This window comes from Sulfuriferula sp. AH1, from assembly GCF_002162035.1.
Classification (GTDB): domain Bacteria; phylum Pseudomonadota; class Gammaproteobacteria; order Burkholderiales; family Sulfuriferulaceae; genus Sulfuriferula.
The window spans coordinates 2,571,182-2,590,192 of sequence record NZ_CP021138.1 but is presented as its reverse complement, the minus strand read 5'-3'; the positions used below and the strand labels follow the sequence as shown (position 1 = coordinate 2,590,192).

Sequence of the window (19,011 nt, the reverse complement as noted above, 5' to 3'; positions counted from 1 at the left end):
CACGTGGCGCAACAGGCGGAAATACAGCGCCAGTCCTTCATGTTTCGGATTGTTCACGCGCCGAATACCTGTTCTGCCAGGCCCCATTTGTTGGCCAGTGTTTCCGTGGCGTTCTGGATTTCTTCGGCGCGGGCGGGATGGTTGTAGAACATGCCGGCAAAGCGTGCCAGCGCGTCTTCATGGCCGAACTGCTGGGCGATGTTGTGAATGATTTCGCCGGCTTCGCTGCCGACGACTTCAGCGCCGAGCAGGGCGCCGCTGTCCATATCGGCGATCAGGCGCACAAAGCCGTTGATGTCGTCCTGACCCAGCGCGCGCGGATTGCTTTCGAATGCGGCAAAGCCGACGGCGGGTTCGAGTTCGGCGTCTTCGGCCTCATCCTCGTTCATGCCGATACGGCCCAGTTCGACTGCGGAATAGACCAGCTCCGGGACCGCGGCGATATCCTGCTTGCGCGATTGCGGTTCGAGGATATTGGCAACGGCGACTGACGCATCGGCCAGCGCCTGGTTGGCGGTCATGCGCGGGTTGGCGACGTCGCCGATCGCGTAGATATGCGGGACGCTGGTTTGCAGGTGGGCGTTCACCTTGACGTACCCCTTGCCGTTCAGCGCCACGCCGGCAGCTTCGACATTCAGATTGTCGGTGTGCGGGCGGCGGCCGGAACCCAGCAATACCCAGTCCACCGTTTCGCTCTGGCCATCGGCAAAGGTCAGCCTGACGCCATCATTCAGCACTTCGACCTGCTGTGCGCGACTGCGGGTGCGCGCCTGGATATTCAACTTGCCGAGCGTGTCGTGCAGGATTTTCAGTGCAGGTTGCGAGAACTGGCTGTTGACCAGCGGCTTGCTGTTGGCGATCCATACGACTTCACAACCCAGCTGGCTGAGGATAAAAGCGAATTCGGTGCCGATCACGCCGCTGCCTACTATCGCGACGCGTTTGCCGGCAGGGGGCGGATTGTCGAACAGATCGTCAGTAGTGAGTACTCGCCCTGCGGTGAGCGGGTAGTTTTCCGGAACATACGGGCTGGAGCCGGTGGCGATAATGATGTGCTTGCCGCTGATTTGTGTGTCGTCGATGGCGACAGTGTGCGCATCGATGAACCGGCCTGCGCCATTGAACGCGGCAATGCCGAGGCGTTTCATGTAGTCGGTATAGCTGTCGCGCACGGTTTCCACGACTTTATGCTGATGATCCCAGGCGCCCTTGATATCGGCACTCAAGCTGCCGCTGATGCCGCGCTTGGCAAAATCCTTGCTGCCGGCGACCAGATGGGCGGTGTGGTGCCAGTCTTTTTTTGGCACGCAGCCGCGATTCAGGCAGCAGCCGCCCCAGGCGGCTTTTTCGATAATGGCCACGGTGAGGCCGCGCAGCGTGGCCAGAACGGCAGCACGATAGCCGCCGGGGCCGGAGCCGATGACGATCAGATCAAATTGTTGCATGTTGTTTCCTTACGATAAATACCGCATGAATAATGATGCGAGTCCTAGAAAAATGAAGAAGCCGCCGCTATCGGTCACTGCGGTAATCATCACGCTGGAACCGACAGCGGGGTCGCGGCCGAATTTGTGCATGAGGGTCGGGATGGCGACGCCCATCACCGCAGCCAGCAGTAGATTAAGCGTCATTGCGCCCATCATCACTACGCCAAGTGCGGGTTTGTCATAGAGCAGGTAGGCGAAGACGCCGACTACGCTACCCCAGATCACGCCATTGATGGCGGCGACGCCGATTTCCTTGCTGAACAGTTTTCTGGCGTTATCGGGGTGGATCTGTCCCAGCGCCAGTGCGCGCACGATCATGGTCAGCGTCTGGTTGCCGGAATTGCCGCCGATACCGGCGATGATGGGCATCAGTGCGGCGAGCGCGACCAGTTTTTCTATAGTGCCTTCAAATTCGCCGATGACGCGCGAGGCGATAAACGCTGTCACCAGATTGATCGCCAGCCAGGCCCAGCGGTTCTGCACGGATTTCCATACGCTGGCGAAGATGTCTTCTTCCTCGCGCAGACCGGCAATGGAAAGCAGGTCGCTATCGGATTCCTGACGGATATGATCGACCACGGCATTCACCGTGAGTCGCCCCATCAGCCGGTTTCTGCCGTCAATCACCGGTGCGGACACCAGATCGTAGCGTTCGAATGCATTGGCGGCATCGGTTGCGTCATCTTCGGCGTGGAAAGTCACCACCTCTTCCGCCATCACGTCGGCTACCTTGGCATCGGGGTCTTTCAGCAGCAGGCGCTGCAGCGGCATTACCCCGCGCAATGCGCCCTCGCGATCAACGACAAACAGCTTGTCGGTCTGATCCGGCAATTCGCCGAGGCGGCGCAGATACCGCAAGGCGACTTCAAGGGTGATGTCGGCACGGATGGTGACCATGTCGTAATCCATCAGTGCGCCGACCGTGTCTTCCGGATAGGATAAAGCGGATTGCAGGCGCGAGCGCTTTTGCGCATCGAGCGATTCCAGCAAATCCTGAATCACGTCCTGCGGCAGGTCGGGTGCCAGATCGGCGATTTCGTCGGTATCGAGCGTCTCGGCGGCGGCCAGCAGCTCGTCGCTGTCCATCGCCTTGATCAGCGATTCGCGCACCGCATCGGAGACTTCGAGCAGGATTTCGCCGTCGCGCTCGGCCTTGACCAGATCCCAGACCAGCAGCCGGTCGTCCAGCGGCAGCGCTTCGAGCACGCGCGCGACGTCGGCGGAGTGCATGTCGTCCAGCAGCGTGTGCAATGCCGCGAGATGCTGCTTGTGCACCAGACCTTCGACCAGATCGCGGCGCGGCATGTCCTGCTTGTGCACCAGACTGGCGACCAGATCATGCTTGCGCAGCAATTCCACTACCCGGTTCAGGTTGTCTTCAGTGCTGTCGTGGGCCTTGCCCGTGTCGAAGTTTTCAGCCATGATCTGGAAGGTGAAAAGATACGTAAAAGCGTGATTGTACGGGATTTAACCCAGAATAAAAAACCCCGCCACAAGGACGGGGTTCTGTTGTTACCGATGTGACGAGTCACATGGTGCGAAATTACATCATGCCGCCCATGCCACCCATACCACCCATGTCGCCCATGCCTGCACCGCCAGCGGATTTATCTTCCGGCAGTTCGGCAACCATGGCGTCCGTGGTCAGCATCAGGCTGGCTACGGAAGCTGCATTTTGCAATGCGGTGCGGGTAACCTTGGTTGGATCCAGCACGCCCATTTCCACCATGTCGCCGTAGACGCTGGTCGCGGCGTTGTAGCCGTAGTTGCCTTTGCCTTCCAGCACTTTATTCACCACGACAGAAGCTTCGTCGCCGCAGTTGATAACGATTTGGCGCAATGGTTCTTCGATCGCACGCAGGATGATCTTGATGCCGGCATCCTGATCGTGGTTGTCGCCAGTCAGGGCGCCAACGCCAGCCTTGGCACGCAGCAGGGCTACGCCGCCGCCAGGCACGATGCCTTCTTCAACTGCAGCACGGGTGGCGTGCAGCGCATCTTCCACGCGGGCTTTCTTCTCTTTCATCTCGACTTCGGTAGCTGCGCCGACTTTGATCACGGCAACGCCGCCAGCCAGTTTGGCTTTGCGCTCTTGCAGTTTTTCCTTGTCGTACTCGCTGGTTGCTTCTTCAGCCTGACGGTTGATCTGAGCGATACGGCCCTTGATGTTTTCTTCCTTGCCGGCGCCATCGATGATGATGGTGTTGTCTTTGCCGACTTCGATACGTTTCGCCTGGCCTAATTCTTCCAGGGTCACTTTATCCAGCGTCAGGCCGACTTCTTCAGCGATCACGGTACCGCCGGTCAGAATGGCGATATCTTCCAGCATGGCTTTGCGACGGTCGCCGAAACCAGGTGCTTTAACGGCACAGGTCTTGAGGATGCCGCGGATGTTGTTCACTACCAGAGTAGCCAGCGCTTCGCCATCGATATCTTCCGCGATGATCAGCAACGGCCGGCCGGCTTTTGCCACTTGTTCCAGCGCTGGCAGCAAATCACGGATGTTGGAGATTTTCTTGTCATGCAACAACACGAAAGGATTGTCCAGACCGGCGATCTGCTTGTCGTTGTTGTTGATGAAATAAGGCGACAGGTAGCCGCGGTCGAATTGCATACCTTCGACTACGTCCAGTTCGCTTTGCAGGCTGGTGCCGTCTTCGACAGTAATAACGCCTTCTTTACCCACTTTGCCCATGGCTTCAGCGATGATGTCGCCGATAGCGCTTTCGGAGTTGGCGGAGATGGAACCGACTTGAGCGATTTCCTTGGTGGTGGTGCAAGGCTTGGAGATCTTTTGCAGTTCGCCGATGATGGCGGTAACCGCTTTGTCCATGCCGCGCTTCAGATCCATCGGGTTCATGCCCGCAGCCACGAACTTCATGCCTTCCTTGAGCATGGCCTGAGCCAGTACGGTAGCGGTAGTGGTACCGTCACCGGCGACGTCGGAAGTCTTGGAAGAAACTTCCTTGACCATTTGCGCGCCCATGTTTTCGAATTTGTCTTTCAGTTCGATTTCCTTGGCGACAGATACGCCGTCCTTGGTGATGGTAGGCGCGCCGAAAGCGCGATCCAACACAACGTTACGGCCCTTGGGGCCCAAGGTTACTTTAACTGCATCGGCCAGAATATTGACACCGATCATCATTTTTTGGCGAGCTGAATCGCCGAATTTTACGTCTTTTGCTGGCATAACTAACTCCTGGAATAATGATTAAATATATGATTTATTGAAGTGCGGGCCCGGATTATTCCAGAATGCCCATGATGTCTTCTTCGCGCATGACCAATACGTCTTCGCCATCGACTTTGACGGTTTGGCCGGCATATTTGCCGAAGAGTACGCGGTCGCCAACCTTCACATCCAGTGGACGGGCTTTACCATCATCACCGATCTTGCCGTTGCCTACAGCCAATACTTCGCCTTGGTCCGGCTTTTCGGTGGCGCTGTCAGGGATCACAATACCGGAAGCGGTTTTGCGTTCTTCTTCCATGCGTTTAACGATGATGCGGTCGTGCAGAGGACGAATTTTCATTACTGTTTCTCCTAGAAATTAAACAATTAAAACGCAATGCGCTGATTGTGCGCTGCCAAAAAAGAGCTCGGGCCGTATTATTAGCACTCTCGCCCGAGGAGTGCTAATAATAGGGGCGAGACAGCGTATTTTCAAGGGGTTAATAATTATTTAACGAAAAATAAACGGATAATTCTTATTGAAAACCCGGATATTGGCCGGGAAGTGTCGTCTATTTTATTGATTTAATTAGGTTAAATTTATGAATGCCAGCGATGTGAATGTTTTGCGGCATTTCATTCCATTTTTAGGGTGACTAATCGAAACTGAAAGTATAGAACAGGTCGACCGCAGATTCGTTGCCCCCCTGTGCACGCACGGAAAGACGGCGCGACAGCGCGTAAGTGATCTTGACCAGCTGTTTGGCGCCGGTCAGGCCCTGTTCGTAATTGATATATACCTGATCGGACAGGCGTTTACCCAGATTGAGTACGCTGCTGTCGAGCGTGCCTGAGCCGTTGAGGCTGATTTCGTTCAGCCCGGTGAGCTGGGTGAGTTTCGATTGCAGCGAAACCGAACTGCTCTTGCCCAGCAGGTAGCTTGCCGCCGCCTGCAGGGCTTTGGTATCGGCATCATTGGTCGCGACCTGCGTGCCGTGGCCTAACACCAGCCAGGATAATTTTTCGCTGTCGTTGAGCTCCGGCGTCGACACCAGCTTGACCACCGGTGCCTGAGCCGTACCGTCAACCTGCACGCCGACGGTAACGGTAGGATAGGTGCGGGTGGCGAGTATATCCACGCCGGGGTTGTCAACGATGCCTGCAAAATTGAGGATGCCGTGCGTGATGGCGAGCTTCTGGCCGAATGCGGTGTAACTGCCCTCGGCGACCGTCAGCGTGCCATTGGCGGCGGGCAGGCTGGTGCCGTGCTGGTCGAGTCTGATCGTGCCTTCTACCCGCGCTTCCACACCCTTGCCGGTCACGCGGGTGTGTTTGCCGAGATTGAGTTTGACCTGCGAATCGATTACCCAGCCGGGAACGGTTTTGTTGTTTGGCCGGGCGGAGGATCGGGCGGTATTTCGCCCGAGCACGATGACGTCGCTGCTTAATTGCGGCGTTGCATCCTCATTGAGACCGATGGTGGCGCGGTCGATGTCGATATCGGCCTGGGTGGCAAGGTGCCGGTTCCTGGCGGTAACTTCGGCCTGGCCGCTCAATGTGATCTGGCGGTCGGGGCGATTGACCAGATTCAATTGCCGCGCTGTCGCGCTCAATTGCATGTCGGGCTGGCCGTTTTTGAACTTGACTGTGCCGTGCGTGTTGAGCGTGCCCCCGGCATGAAAATCAAGTTGCGAAATGCTCACGCCGTCCTGATCGAAGGTGGCGTGCAGCGTGCCATCCTTCAGCAGGATGCCCTGTTCGGGATAGCTCATCGTCAGTCGCGTACCATCGAGCGTGCCGCTGAAGACCGGGTCGCGCAGGCTGCCATGCACATCGATCTGCCCTTGCGCCGCGCCATCCAGATTGAATTTGTCGTCGAGAACGGCGGTGGTCCATGCCAGTGACGGAATCTGCAGTTGCGCATGGGCTTGCAACGGCGCGAGTCTGGAGAGTCCCAGCGTATTGCCACGGCGCGCCAGCGTGGTGCCGAACTGCGCGCTTAAATTGCCCAGCGTGGTGCCATCGGCATCCAGCTTGGCGCTGAGCTGATTGTTTTGCGCCTGCAGCGTCAGCAGTGCACGATGAATGCCCAGCTGCGTAGTCCGGGTGCCGACAAAACTGATATCGCCCTGCTCGCGCCAGAGCATGACCTCGCCGTCGACGCGGCTGGCGAGGTTGAATTGCCATTTGCCGCCTGCGGTCAGGTTATTGACGATCTCGTTATCGGGATGCAAACGTTGCTGGATATACCCCAGATCTATGCCGCTGGCGCTGCCGCGGCTGCTGATGCCTGCTGCGCCATAGGCAAGCTGATCGAGTTTGAGCGTGCCGTTGGCGAAGCTGAAGTCGGCGTGGTCGAGTTGCGTGCGGCCACGGCTGACGGTAAGCGCGGCGGGTGCAAGCAACGTTAGCGGATATGGCCCGCGATTGACGAGCTGAGTGATCTGGCCAGTCCAGCCGGGCTTGCGCCAGCCGCCATTGAGGGTGGCATTGAGATCGAGCAGCCGGTTCCTGGCGGTCAGCGTCAGCGCGTGATTTCGACGGGTGCCGTTGGCATGGAGATAGGCGCTGTCCACGCGCATATTGCCAGCCTGATAACCGCGCAAGCTGGCGGTGGCATTGACGGTGCCATTGTCGCCCTGACCGATACTGATCCGGGCGCTGGCTTCGGCAATCCGCAAGCCCGATTGCGTAACGAGCTGTGCGGCCTGTGCATTCAATTCCCCGGCAGGCTGTTCGAAGCTGCCATGCAGCGTGCCTGCGGCATTGAGCTTGCCGCCAAGGCCGGCGCCGAACACCGCGATATCGGGTGCGTCGAGCTGCCAGGTCAGGCGGTCGTGCGGCGCGCCGAAATTGCCTTGCAGGTTCAGTCTGTTATTGCCTAGCTGCAATTGCGCATGGCTGTCCCATACGCGCTGTTTCGCGATCAGCAGCGCAGCATGGCCGCTGAGTGGGGCGTTGTTGTATCTGCTGTTGCTGATAGCCAGTTGCAGGCGTGTTTGCAGTTGCGGCTGTAACTGCCCCTTGGTAGTGAATTCGGCGTTGATGCTGGCGGCGGGATAGCGCCCGAACCGGGCCGGGTTGAAACGGCTGAGCTTGCCCTGGGCGCTGAATTGGCGCGATCCGGCCAGCGCCAGTTCGCCGCTGAAACTCAGCGCGCTGGGGCCGGTGCGTAATTTTGCCGAGGTGATGGTCAGATGCTGCTGGCGATAAAAAGCGGCCAGATCGATGTTGTAGTCGGCCTGGCTGAGCGAGGCGCTGAGATTTTGCTGTTGCGCATTCATGCTCATGTCCAGCTTGCCGTTGAGATGTGTGGGATGCAGCGGCTGATAGAGCGCATTGAGATCGAGCTGTTGAGCGTTTAGGTGCAAATCGAGACCGTTGTCGTGCCATTTCCCCACGCCGGTGATGTGGCCGTCGCGGCCGAACAGGAGTGCGATATTGGATAGCGTCAGATACGAGGTCGTGCCGTTGATATCGGCATCGAGCCGGGTCACCGGAAGTTTTTGCCGGTCGAAGCTGCCGGCTGCCCGATTATTGAAGCGTATCGCGCCGCGATAGGTGTCGGCACCGGTGGGCGTGATGTTCGCCTGGGCGTCGATCAGCGCCTGGGGCAGGGTGTTGCCGATGTCGGCCGGGTTGAAGTCGTGGACATGGATATCTGCCTGGGCTAGCGGCTGCGCAAGGAAAGGGGTCAAGCGGGCATGTACCGTTGCATGGGCTTTGCCCGAGCTGGCTGTGCTGCCCAGCTGAATACGGGCGAGCGTACCGTCAAGCAGGGTCGTGGCGTCGTAATTATGCAGGCCGTCGTGCAGGGCCATCCCGATCCGGCTGTCCAGCTTGAACGGGGCCTGATCGGCCAATTGCGTCTGCACTCGCGCGCTGCCCCATTCGGATAGCGCGGTGCCCTGCAACTGATAGCGATGGTCGGTATAGCTGAGGCTGAACGTGACCGGCCGGATGATGATATTCAGGTCGCCGTGATGGATGCGCACGCTGTCGATGCGGGCGTTCGGCAGCGCCAGGTCGAATGGCAATGCCAGGCTGGATGGCATTTGCAACGGTTTGTTGTCGGGCTGTTTGAATGTGATGTCAAGTGCGGCTATGTGCAGCCGGTTTAATTGCAGCTGGTGATGCTGCCAGAGCTGGCGAGGCGACCATGCCAGTTCAAGCTGCTGCAGGGTGACGGTTTTTGTCGGTGTGACCCAGTCAATGCGTTTGATGCCGAGCGTATCGAAAAGGGAGCCGCTCACACCACTGATCGCGATCTGCCCGCCGCTGATGCGGGTGAGGATTTGCGCCAGTGCGCGGGCCGCCGGTTCGCTGCCGAGCGCCCAGATTACTGCGCCGAAGAATGCCAGCGCGCTCACGCCGCGCAGCAGCGTGATGCCGTATGCGCGCCAGTTGAGCAAGCGCCGCAATCTCAAAACGCGCTTCCCATGCTGAAGTGGATACGATACGAGGAGACGGCTTCGCCGTAGGCGATATCGAGATTCAACGGGCCGATCGGGCTGCGCCAGCGGGCGCCGACGCCGTAGCCGGCGACAGTATGGAAATCCTGCAAGCTATCGGCAGCATTGCCGCGGTCATAGAATATTGCCGCACCCCATTTGGGCGTTAGCCAGCGCGTGTATTCCACGCTGCCGTTAACGAGATAGCGGCCGCCGACGATGGCGTCGCCTTGTCGCACCCCCAGGCTTTGGTAAGCATAGCCGCGCACGGTGGTGTCGCCGCCGGTACGGAACAGCATGTCGGTAGGGATGCCGCTGACGCTGGGTGCGAATACGATGCCCAGCTCGCCGCGCACAGTCAGGCTGTCGCGCTGGGTGATGGGGTAATAATAGATCGCATGGCTGCGGCTGCGGATGAAGCTCTGATCGGAAAGCAGGGCTGCGGCTGCGCCGCCGATCTCGGTGCTGAACAGATAGCCTTTGCTGGGCGAGATCAGACTGTCCACATTGCGATAAGTCCAGATGTAGTTGAGCGTGAGTGCTTGCAGATTGTCGCCGGCAGCGCCTGCCACGCTTTGATGTTCGACCTGGTATTGCGTGATCAGGCTGGTTTCGATGCGACCTTTGTTGCGCGTGCGTTTTACTGCGGCCGCGCTCTGGCTGGTAATTTGTCCTTCGATATCCGTGCGTTTGGTGGATGCGCTGACGCTATCGATATAGCCGAGTTCGTTGCGCGGACGCTCGATCTGCCCGCTTAACGAACGCGACTGGGTATCGATTTTAAATACGCTGCTAAAACGCAAATTGCTGTCCAGACTGTTCAGGTTCTGATATTCCAGCTGACCGCGCGGTCCGCTGTCAGTGCTGACGCCTATGCCTACGCCCAGTTTCTGACGCTGCATTTCGACTATGTTCACCACGACCGGAAGAGCGGTGGGGTCGGTTTTGTCAGTGGTGGTCACGATATTGACGGATTTGAAATAAGGGCGGCTTTGCAGGCGCGACTGGAATTCCAGCAATTTGGCCTGCGAATACGGCTCGCCGGGGACGATGGGGTTCAGACGTTCGACTATGGTGGCCGGATAGCGTTCCAGACCCTTGATGGTGGTCGTGCCGAAATGATAAGCAGCGCCGCTATCTATGACTACGCTGATGACCACGCTATGGGTATCGGGATTGACGATGGCCTTGCTGTTGAGGAGGCGTGCTTTCGGGTATTTCGCAATAACCAGACTGGTGAGCAGATCGCGTTTTGCGGTTTCCCAGGCGGCTTGCCGGAATATCTCGCCATCCTTGAGCGGCCATGATTTGTATCGTGCCTCCAGCCAGTCCTGATATGACCTGGCGTCTTCCGCTATCGCACCTTGTGCGCTGATCGTGGTATGGCTGACCCGGGCCGGGTCTCCTGGATCGATCTGGAAATGCAGGTGCCAGATGCCATTCTGCTGCTCGATGGCCGAGTGGATACTGGGTGAATAATAACCTTCGGTCGCCAGTAATGCCTTGATGCTGTCGGGCGTGAGCCGGTAGAGCCGGCGCAATTGCGCTTCGTCCAGCGCCGGTTTGTCGCGCCAGCGATAGATCTCCAGATGTTTGACCAGCAGCGGACGGACTGTGCCCGGCGTCTCGAGGTCGACTTGATAATCCAGTGCTGCCGCGGGTGCGGTGACAATACTCAGGATAAGCGCCAGTGCGCTCGCCAGTTTAATGCGCATTTTGGATGTCCACAGCACAATGCGAAATCGGGGTAAAATAAACCCGTATAGCTTGATATGAAAGAAACTCCATGACCTATGTTGTAACCGAAAACTGTATCCAGTGCAAATATACCGATTGTGTCGACGTCTGCCCGGTGGACTGTTTCCGCGAAGGTGAAAATTTTCTGGCAATCGATCCGGACGAGTGCATCGATTGCACGTTGTGCGTTGCCGAATGCCCGGCGGAAGCCATTTTTGCCGAAGATGACGTGCCTGCCGATCAGCAGCATTGCATAGAGCTGAACGCCGAGCTGGCGCGGACCTGGAAGCCGATTATCGAGCGCAAGGATCCCTTGCCCGATGCGGATGACTGGAACGGCAAAACCGGCAAGCTGGCATTGTTGAAACGCTAGAATCCGTGCTGGCGGCATTTTTTCAGCGGGCAGCGCGGCGCATCATCGACGAATGTGCCGCGACGCGAACTGAATTGGCCGATGCCGTCGTCCTGGTGCCCAATTTCCAGGCAGGCGCCGCGTTAAACCAGGCCTTGGTGGAGGCGAGCGGCCAGTCTGTGCTGATCGCACCGCAAATCCTGACCTTCCCGGCCTGGGCGCAGACTGCACCACCTGCTGCTGCAGCGATACCCAACAGCCGCAGAACAACCCTGCTTTACCATATCCTCAAGGAGCGAGACTGGTTCGACCCGGCGTTATTGTGGGCGATGTGCGACGAGATCAGCCGTTTGTTCGATGAACTGACTTATCAGGCCGTCGATCTGCCGGTGAACGCCAGCGAATTCGCAGCGCAATTGCTCGATTATTACCGCACCCGGCGCCACAGCGCGGTCGAATTCGAGGCCAAGCTGGTCCATGAACTGTGGTTCGCGCTGAGTCAGGATGGTCTGAGCCCTGCTGCGCAGTATGCCCTGCAACTGGGGCAGCTGGCGCGGGCCGCGGCGGTGCCGTTATTCGCGGTCGGTTTGCCGGAGCTGACCCGTCTGGAACGAAATTGCCTGCAACAGTATGCCCAGCGGCAGCCCGTTATCCACCTTGCCGTGGACAACAGCGGGCCGCTGGCGCAAACCCTTGCCGCAGCCTGGCCGGCGACGCTTGAAATGCCGTTGATGCAACGTGCCAGGATACTGGCAGCAGATGTTGCCGGCAGTCCGTTAAGCGCGCATTTATCCTATTGCGCGACCTACAGTCTGGAAGATGAAGCCAGTGCCGCCGACACTCAGGTACGGCTGTGGCTGCATGCAGGCAAACAGCGCATTGCGGTCGTGGTGCAGGATCGCGTCAGTGCGCGGCGCTTGCGCGCGTTGCTGGAGCGCGGGCGGATCCTGGTGGCCGATGAAACCGGCTGGACGCTGGATACCACCACTGCCAGCACCGTCGTCATGCGCTGGATAGAAGCGCTGCTGGCCGATTTCCCTTATCAGGATGTGCTCGATCTGATCAAGTCTTCGCATTTGTTTCCGGACTGGTCTGCTGCCCAGCGTCAGCAGGCAGCCTGGCAAATCGAGCATGCCTTGCGCCGGCATGGTCCGGTGAGCGGTTGTGAGGGATTGCTCGCAGTGCTGTGCACGCAAGCCGATTGCGCGGAAGCATCGGCTGCGGTATCGCGTTTGCAGGCGGCTGCGCAACATGTCGTCTCGCGGCCAGTGATGTTACCGGACTGGCTGCTGCAACTCGATCGCAGCCTGGCAGAACTGGGCGCGACGTCGACGCTGGTAGCGGATGCGGCCGGACAGCAGTTGCTCGGTTTGCTGGCGCGCCGGCGGCATGAGCTGGCGGATGACGATGGCAGGTTCACGCTCGCCGAGTTTCATCGCTGGCTAGGGCGCGAGCTGGAACAGGGCGCTTTCGTGGATCAGCGCGTACAGAGCCCCGTCGTGTTTACCCATCTTGCCGCAACGCGTTTGCGCGCGTTCGATGCGGCGCTGATTCTGGGCGCGGATGCCGCACATCTGCCGTCGCTGAGCGGGCATGCGATATTCTTCAATCAGCAGGTACGCGCTGCGCTAGGTCTGCCGACGCCTGCGGCGGAAATGGCGCAGATACAGGCCGATCTGGTGCAACTGCTGGTGACGACACCTGATGTTCAGGTGCTGTGGCAGGCGCGCAGCGAGGGTGAGATCAATGCGATCAGCCCGTGGCTGGAGCGGCTGGATAGTCTGCATCAGCTGGCTTGGGGGACGAGTCTGCTCGATAACAGCCTGCGCGAAATGAGCGCGGCTGCACGCATTGCAACCCCGGATCGGCAGGCGTTGCCTGCAACGGGCGGCATGCCTCAGCCTGAACTGCCGCCCGCACTGATCCCGCAAAAAATCAGTGTGAGCGCGTACAACACGTTGGTTGCTTGCCCTTATCAGTATTTCGCACGGCATGTATTGGGTCTGAACGAGCTGGACGACATCAGTGCGGAAATGGAGAAATCCGAATATGGCCAGGCGGTGCACGCCATTCTCAAAACCTTTCATGAGCGCCATCGAGTGATGAGCGGGGTGCCGCGGGATACGTTGCAGCAGGCATTGCTGGAAATCAGCCAGCAAGCTTTTGCCCCCATGCTGCGTGATGATTATTATGCGCGTGCCTGGCAGCAAAAATGGCTGGCCAGGATCCCTGCCTATCTGGATTGGCAGTTGCTGCGCGAGCAGGAAGGCTGGCAATGGCAGGACGGCGAAATACCGAAGCAGCATGATTTGGCGCTGGAGAACGGTCAGACGCTGCAACTGTACGGGCGCCTGGATCGCATCGATCGGGTTGCCGACAGTTATGCGGTGCTGGATTACAAGACCGGCAGCAGCAAAGGGCTGAAAGACAAAGCCGCGAAATCCGATGAAGATGTGCAACTGGCCGCTTATGCGTTACTCATGCAGGCCGAAGTGGGGCAGGTTGCGTTTGTCGGGCTGGAAGGGGAAAACATCAGCACGATCGCGCTGGATGTCGAGCCGCAGGCTGCGGCTGACGATTGCAGAGAGCGTTTGTCAATGCTGTTTAACCAGTTGCATCAGCATGCTGCATTGCCAGCCAATGGCATCGACAGGGTGTGTCGGTATTGCGATATGCGCGGCTTATGCCGGCGCGATCACTGGAGCGATGCACCGGTGGCCTGACGCGATTAACGCATGGCTTCGCGTTCGATTTCTTCCACGGTGGTATGGCGGACATCCTTGCCTTTGACCATGTACACCACGTATTCAGACATGTTTTTGGCATGGTCGCCCATGCGTTCTATGGCTTTGGCGATGAACATGATGTCGATGAAGGTGGAAATGGTGCGCGGGTCTTCCATCATGTAGGTGATGAGGTTGCGTAGCACGAGGTGGTATTCCTCATCCACTTCGATATCCTGGCGTGCGATATGCGCTGCGTTGCTGACATCGAGGCGGGCAAAGCCGTCCAGCGCGCGGTGCAGCATGTCGAGAACGATCTCGCTCATGAACTGGATCTGGTTGAATTTCGGCTGAGTGATGCGTCCGGTCTGATGGATTTCCTTGGTCATGCGCGCAACCTTGGCCGCTTCATCGCCGATGCGCTCCAGATCGGTGATGGTCTTGATGACCGTCATCACCATGCGCAGGTCGGAGGCAGTCGGCTGGCGCCGGGCAATAATCTGGGCACAGTCTTCGTCGATGCCGACTTCCAGCGCATTGACCTGATGATCGTTTGCGACAACCTGATCGGCAAGAACGAAATCGGCATTGATCAGCGCTTCGATGGCCTGACTGATTTGCTGCTCAACCAGACCACCCATTTGCAGCACGCGAGCTCGCATGTTTTCGAGATCTGTATCGAATTGTTTGTAGGTATGTTCTTGTGGCATGTCGCTCTCCTGTGTTCAATTTCGATTATAGCGTTAGAAGTAACGGTGTAGGTGACATTTTGGTGACAATCTTTATTACCCTGAGAATGGGATGGCGATTTTTTTGCCATCGATATCCAGGGTCAATAACCAGTCATGTCGTCCGGTGACGCAAACCGGCAGAACCACCCGGGCTTGCCATAGCTCCGGTTGCTGCTGTGTCAGGCGATAACGGTTGTAGCCCATTTCCATGTCGCGCATCGTGAAATAGGCATAAACGCTTTTGGCATTGGCGGTGGTGACGCGCACGGTGAACGGATGCAGGCCCGATGGCGGATCGATAAAGCTGACACGTACCGCCTGCTGGTCCAGCTGGAACTGGCAGCCTTGCAAGGGGTTGGAACACTCGATGGTGGTCACTTTGTTCTCGGCGCGATACCAGGTCTGATAGACGCCGCCAGCGACCAGTATGCCGATAAGCAATGTCGGCAACGCATATTTCAGCAGCCATTCCCGCTTCATTGCCAGGCTCCGCGGAGCAGCGCAATGCCGTGCGCGCCATGCCGTTGGGCCAGCTCGAGATCGCTGCCGGCCAGGCCGCCGAGGGCGTATACAGGTATGCCGCGGTTGCTGATGAGGCTGGCAAATTTTTCCCATCCCAGCGTGGGTGCGCCGGGATGGCTGGCGGTAGGCAGTACCGGGGACAGCAACGCATAGTCGCAGCCCAGCTGTTCGGCAAGATCGAGTTCGGCGGCATCATGACACGATGCCCCGACCAATGGCAGATCCGGGCGGGTGTCGGTAGCGGCCAGCTGGGCGGCGGTGAGCTGCACGCCATCGGCCTGAATCTGTTGTGCCAGTGCGATATCCGCATTGATGACGACGCGAGCATGGGCGGAATGGGCACGGCTAACGACGGTCCGGGCGAATTCGGTCAGGGCGGGACCGGCAAGCTGTTTTTCGCGTACCTGGATCAGTTTCATGCCTTGCGTCAGGGCATGGTCCAGCTTGGGTAAAAAACCGCCCACGTCATCCCCGGCCTGGGTAATGCCCAGGAGCGGGGGCAATGTCAGCGCCTGGATGATCGGTGTATTGGCCGGCAATAACGGCGTAACGCGGATGTCGTCGGCTGCTTGCCAGGAGAGCGTCTGCCCTTCACGCGGATGCGGTTCACCCTGCCAGGCGCTGACACGAAAGAACGACAGCACTACCCGTAACTTGGAGTAATCGAAACGGCGAGTGAGCCAAGGGGTGGCATGGGTGACCTGAATGCCCAGTTCTTCATCGAGTTCACGTATCAGAGCCTGATATGCAGATTCGTCTGCCTCGATTTTGCCGCCGGGAAATTCCCAGTAACCGGGGTAGGGTTTGTCGGCTGGCCGGCTGGCGAGTAAGAATCGGCCATCGGGGCGCAGGATTACCGCCGCAGCGACGGTAATGGTGGGAATAGTCATGTGGGTTTCCTAATTTGATACGGATGCAGCATAATGATGATATTGATATCCATTTATAGCGAAGGTAGCCGATGTCCATAGAACTCTATAACGATGGCGAACATGTGTGCATGATGTTCAGCGACCTGGTTGATGATAATGCCGCAGCAGTGCAGGCAAATCAATTCCTAATTGTATCCAATGGCGAAGGGGCGCTGATCGATCCTTCCGGCAATATGACCTATAACGGGCTGATCGTCGGCATGGGGCAATATTTCCCGTACAAGCGGCTCAAATACCTGCTGGCATCGCATCAGGATCCGGATATCGTCGGCTCGCTCAACAAATGGATGATGTCCACCGACGCGGATTTGTACGTATCGAGCCTCTGGTCGCGGTTCGTGCCGCATTTCTGCACCGGCGACAAGACTTCCGGCCGCATCGTCGGCATACCGGATAAAGGCATGCGTATCCCGCTGGGCAAGGACGAGATCGTTGCGGTGCCCGCGCATTTCCTGCATGCGGAAGGCAATTTCCAGTTCTACGACCCGCGGGCGCGGATTCTGTTCAGCGGCGACATGGGCGCATCGATCGTGCCGCACGAGGCAGTGCCCGAGCCGATCGTCACCCCAGCCGAATTTCGCGCGCATATTCCGCATATGCAGGGATTTCATCAGCGCTACATGGTATCCGGCAAGATCTGCCGCTACTGGGTCAACATGGTGCGGCAGATGGATGTGCACGCCATCGTGCCGCAGCATGGCCGCTGGTTTCAGGGCAAGCCGGCAGTCGGCGCGTTTCTGGACTGGATCGAGACATTGGACTGCGGGATAGACCGCTTCACCCAGGAAAATTATGTGATGCCTGTCTAGCCATGCTGCCCCGCGTAATCGCGGGCGAACTGCCATGCGGTGCGGCCTGAACGCGTGCCGCGCGCCAGTGCCCATTGCAGGGCTTCGCGACGATATTGCTCGGGGCGCTGATATCGACGCCGAACGCATCCAGCCACTGCGCGACACCGGCGAGGTAGGTATCCTGATCGAACGGATAGAACGACAGCCATAATCCGAAACGCTCGGACAGCGAGATCTTTTCTTCCACCGCTTCGTTGGGATGCACTTCTCCGCCGCGATGCTGCGTTTTCTCGTTGTCGCTCATGTATTCGGGCATGAGGTGGCGGCGGTTGGAGGTGGCGTAAATCAGCACGTTTTCCGGCGCAGCGGCCAGCGTGCCGTCCAAGGCGGCTTTGAGCGCCTTGTAGCCGGCCTCTTCCGCTTCGAAGGACAGGTCGTCGCAAAATACAATAAAACGCTCCGGGCGGTTGGTCAGCTGCAGTGTGATGTCGGCCAGATCCACCAGATGCGTCTTGTCCACTTCGATGATGCGCAAGCCTTGCTCGGCATACAGCGGCAGCATGGCTTTGACCAGTGACGATTTGCCGGTGCCGCGGGCGCCGGTAAGCAGGACGTTATTCGCCGGTTTGCCGCTGACGAATTGCGCGGTGTTCTGGCTGATGCGCTGCTTTTGCTGGTCTATGCCGGTGAGCCGCGCCAGATCCACCGCCTGCGGCGAATGGATGGCTTCTATCCAGCCCTGTTCGCCGCGGCGGCGCCAGCGCAGTGCGATGGCGGTTTTCCAGTCGGGTGCCGGCGGTGCCGGCGGCAACCAGGCCTCCAGTCGCGCCAGTACTGCTTCGGCGCGGGTGAGCAGGGGGATGAGATCAGCTGCGGTATTCGGCATTGATTTTCACGTAATCGTAAGAGAAGTCGCAAGTCCACAAGGTCGCGCTGGCAGTACCGCGATTGAGTACCACGCGTACGGTAATCTCGGCTTGCTGCATGACGCGCTGGCCGTCGGCTTCCTGATAGCTGGCGGCGCGGCCGCCGTTCTCGGCGACCAGCACGTCGTCGAGATAGAGCTGCAGGGTATCGACGTTCAAGTCATCGACTCCGGCATACCCAATCGCGGCGAGGATGCGCCCGAGATTGGGGTCGGAGGCGAAGAACGCGGTTTTCACCAGTGGCGAATGTGCGATGGCGTAGCCGATCTTGCGGCATTCGTCACGGTCTATACCGCCTTCTACCTGGATTTGCATGAATTTGGTGGCGCCTTCGCCGTCGCGTACGATGGCCTGTGCGAGTTCCCGCGATACATCGGTAACGGCGGCGGCGAGTGTGGCGTATTCTGCGCTGGCGGTATCACCGATCTCGGTATTGCCGGCCTGTCCGGTGGCGATGAGCATGAAGGAATCGTTGGTCGAAGTGTCGCCATCCACCGTGATGCAGTTGAAGCTGAGGTCGGCGGCGTGTTTCACCATGCTTTGCAACGCGTCCTGGCTGATCGTGGCATCGGTGGCGACGTAACCGAGCAGGGTCGCCATGTTGGGATGAATCATGCCCGAGCCCTTGGCAATGCCGGTGACACTGATGGTCTTGCCGGCTATTTCGACCTGGCGCGAAGTGGCCTTGGCGACGATGTCCGTGGTCATGATCGCATGGGCGGCGGCAAACCAGTTGTCGGCGCGGCAGTCCGCAATCGTGGCCGGAATCGCGGCAATGATCTTGTCGGCAGGCAGCGGCTCCATGATGACGCCGGTAGAGAACGGCAGCACTTCGGGTTCGCGGCACGGCAGCAATTCGGCAACCGCATCGCAAACCTGGCGGGTGCGTGCCAGACCGTCTTCACCGGTGCCGGCATTGGCATTGCCGGTGTTGATGATGAGGGCGCGCGGCGCAGTTTTGCTCAAATGTTTTTTGGCGACGATCACCGGCGCAGCACAAAACCGGTTCTGGGTGAACACGCCGGCTACCCGGCTACCCGCCGCCAGCAGCATCAGGGTCACGTCCCGACGGCCGGCTTTCTTGATTCCAGCAGAGGCGGTGCCGATAGTGACGCCGGCAATCGGTAACAGTTTTTCAGCAAGGGGAGAGGCTAAGTTTACAGGCATGGTGCGCGCTCAGTGATGTA

The 19,011-nt window shown here is 58.7% G+C and carries 13 protein-coding genes and 1 pseudogene; 3 read left to right on the top strand and 11 right to left on the bottom strand.

The genetic code is table 11. The annotated features are described in order from the left end of the window. Positions 1-53 precede the first annotated feature (53 nt). From CAP31_RS13010 to CAP31_RS12985, 6 genes are all read right to left on the bottom strand, one after another. On the bottom strand, positions 54-1,445 hold the full coding sequence (locus CAP31_RS13010) for an NAD(P)/FAD-dependent oxidoreductase (RefSeq protein WP_087447928.1): 1,392 nt from the start codon (positions 1,443-1,445) through the stop codon (positions 54-56). Between the two features lie 9 nt (positions 1,446-1,454). After that, complete coding sequence (gene mgtE, locus CAP31_RS13005; RefSeq protein WP_087447927.1) at positions 1,455-2,909, bottom strand: magnesium transporter; 1,455 nt, start codon at positions 2,907-2,909, stop codon at positions 1,455-1,457. Positions 2,910-3,030: 121 nt separating this feature from the next. Further along, complete coding sequence (gene groL / locus CAP31_RS13000) at positions 3,031-4,677, bottom strand: chaperonin GroEL (protein ID WP_087447926.1); 1,647 nt, start codon at positions 4,675-4,677, stop codon at positions 3,031-3,033. A gap of 55 nt (positions 4,678-4,732) precedes the next feature. Then, the gene (gene groES, locus CAP31_RS12995; protein ID WP_087447925.1) at positions 4,733-5,020 is read right to left on the bottom strand and encodes a co-chaperone GroES; all 288 of its coding nucleotides are present in this window, start codon (positions 5,018-5,020) and stop codon (positions 4,733-4,735) included. 295 nt (positions 5,021-5,315) lie between these two features. Then, positions 5,316-9,086 carry a translocation/assembly module TamB domain-containing protein gene (locus tag CAP31_RS12990; RefSeq protein ID WP_087447924.1) on the bottom strand — a complete coding sequence of 1,257 codons (3,771 nt, stop codon included), beginning with the start codon at positions 9,084-9,086 and terminating at the stop codon, positions 5,316-5,318. Beyond that, complete coding sequence (locus tag CAP31_RS12985) at positions 9,083-10,825, bottom strand: autotransporter assembly complex family protein (protein WP_087447923.1); 1,743 nt, start codon at positions 10,823-10,825, stop codon at positions 9,083-9,085. Before CAP31_RS12985 ends, CAP31_RS12990 begins: the two co-directional genes overlap by 4 nt. Positions 10,826-10,896: 71 nt before the next feature. On the opposite strand from CAP31_RS12985, the gene fdxA reads away from it, so the two are divergent. Next, on the top strand, positions 10,897-11,220 hold the full coding sequence (fdxA, locus tag CAP31_RS12980; protein ID WP_087447922.1) for a ferredoxin FdxA: 324 nt from the start codon (positions 10,897-10,899) through the stop codon (positions 11,218-11,220). A gap of 5 nt (positions 11,221-11,225) precedes the next feature. Next, the gene (locus CAP31_RS12975) at positions 11,226-13,922 is read left to right on the top strand and encodes a PD-(D/E)XK nuclease family protein (protein ID WP_087447921.1); all 2,697 of its coding nucleotides are present in this window, start codon (positions 11,226-11,228) and stop codon (positions 13,920-13,922) included. 5 nt (positions 13,923-13,927) lie between these two features. Here the strand turns inward: CAP31_RS12975 and phoU are convergent, their stop codons facing one another. The 3 genes from phoU to CAP31_RS12960 all read right to left on the bottom strand — a co-directional run bounded on the left by phoU (position 13,928) and on the right by CAP31_RS12960 (position 16,065). After that, a complete protein-coding gene (phoU, locus tag CAP31_RS12970) occupies positions 13,928-14,632 on the bottom strand; it encodes a phosphate signaling complex protein PhoU (RefSeq protein WP_087447920.1) in 705 nt (234 codons plus the stop codon). 75 nt (positions 14,633-14,707) lie between these two features. Then, positions 14,708-15,133: a hypothetical protein gene (locus CAP31_RS12965; RefSeq protein WP_087447919.1), complete on the bottom strand. Its 426-nt coding sequence runs from the start codon at positions 15,131-15,133 to the stop codon at positions 14,708-14,710. Continuing rightward, the gene (locus CAP31_RS12960; protein ID WP_087447918.1) at positions 15,130-16,065 is read right to left on the bottom strand and encodes a Nudix family hydrolase; all 936 of its coding nucleotides are present in this window, start codon (positions 16,063-16,065) and stop codon (positions 15,130-15,132) included. Before CAP31_RS12960 ends, CAP31_RS12965 begins: the two co-directional genes overlap by 4 nt. A gap of 71 nt (positions 16,066-16,136) precedes the next feature. Here CAP31_RS12960 and CAP31_RS12955 point away from each other — a divergent pair, with 71 nt between their 5' ends. Then, positions 16,137-16,916, top strand: a complete 780-nt coding sequence (locus tag CAP31_RS12955; protein ID WP_087447917.1) for an MBL fold metallo-hydrolase — start codon at positions 16,137-16,139, stop codon at positions 16,914-16,916. On the opposite strand, the pseudogene CAP31_RS12950 reads toward CAP31_RS12955, so the two are convergent. After that, positions 16,913-17,784: pseudogene (locus tag CAP31_RS12950) on the bottom strand (ATP-binding protein). The gene CAP31_RS12955 and the pseudogene CAP31_RS12950 sit on opposite strands and share 4 nt — an antisense overlap. Further along, positions 17,765-18,991 carry a bifunctional glutamate N-acetyltransferase/amino-acid acetyltransferase ArgJ gene (gene argJ / locus CAP31_RS12945; RefSeq protein WP_087447916.1) on the bottom strand — a complete coding sequence of 409 codons (1,227 nt, stop codon included), beginning with the start codon at positions 18,989-18,991 and terminating at the stop codon, positions 17,765-17,767. The pseudogene CAP31_RS12950 and the gene argJ overlap by 20 nt, the downstream one beginning before the upstream one ends. Positions 18,992-19,011: the final 20 nt, after the last annotated feature.

What these genes read in the sequence shown, in the direction of transcription:
- CAP31_RS13010 (WP_087447928.1), bottom strand. Translation starts at nt 1,445, where the DNA reads ATGCAACAATTTGATCTGATCGTCATCGGCTCCGGCCCCGGCGGCTAT.
- mgtE (WP_087447927.1), bottom strand. Translation starts at nt 2,909, where the DNA reads ATGGCTGAAAACTTCGACACGGGCAAGGCCCACGACAGCACTGAAGAC.
- groL (WP_087447926.1), bottom strand. Translation starts at nt 4,677, where the DNA reads ATGCCAGCAAAAGACGTAAAATTCGGCGATTCAGCTCGCCAAAAAATG.
- groES (WP_087447925.1), bottom strand. Translation starts at nt 5,020, where the DNA reads ATGAAAATTCGTCCTCTGCACGACCGCATCATCGTTAAACGCATGGAA.
- CAP31_RS12985 (WP_087447923.1), bottom strand. Translation starts at nt 10,825, where the DNA reads ATGCGCATTAAACTGGCGAGCGCACTGGCGCTTATCCTGAGTATTGTC.
- fdxA (WP_087447922.1), top strand. Translation starts at nt 10,897, where the DNA reads ATGACCTATGTTGTAACCGAAAACTGTATCCAGTGCAAATATACCGAT.
- phoU (WP_087447920.1), bottom strand. Translation starts at nt 14,632, where the DNA reads ATGCCACAAGAACATACCTACAAACAATTCGATACAGATCTCGAAAAC.
- CAP31_RS12965 (WP_087447919.1), bottom strand. Translation starts at nt 15,133, where the DNA reads ATGAAGCGGGAATGGCTGCTGAAATATGCGTTGCCGACATTGCTTATC.
- CAP31_RS12960 (WP_087447918.1), bottom strand. Translation starts at nt 16,065, where the DNA reads ATGACTATTCCCACCATTACCGTCGCTGCGGCGGTAATCCTGCGCCCC.
- CAP31_RS12955 (WP_087447917.1), top strand. Translation starts at nt 16,137, where the DNA reads ATGTCCATAGAACTCTATAACGATGGCGAACATGTGTGCATGATGTTC.
- argJ (WP_087447916.1), bottom strand. Translation starts at nt 18,991, where the DNA reads ATGCCTGTAAACTTAGCCTCTCCCCTTGCTGAAAAACTGTTACCGATT.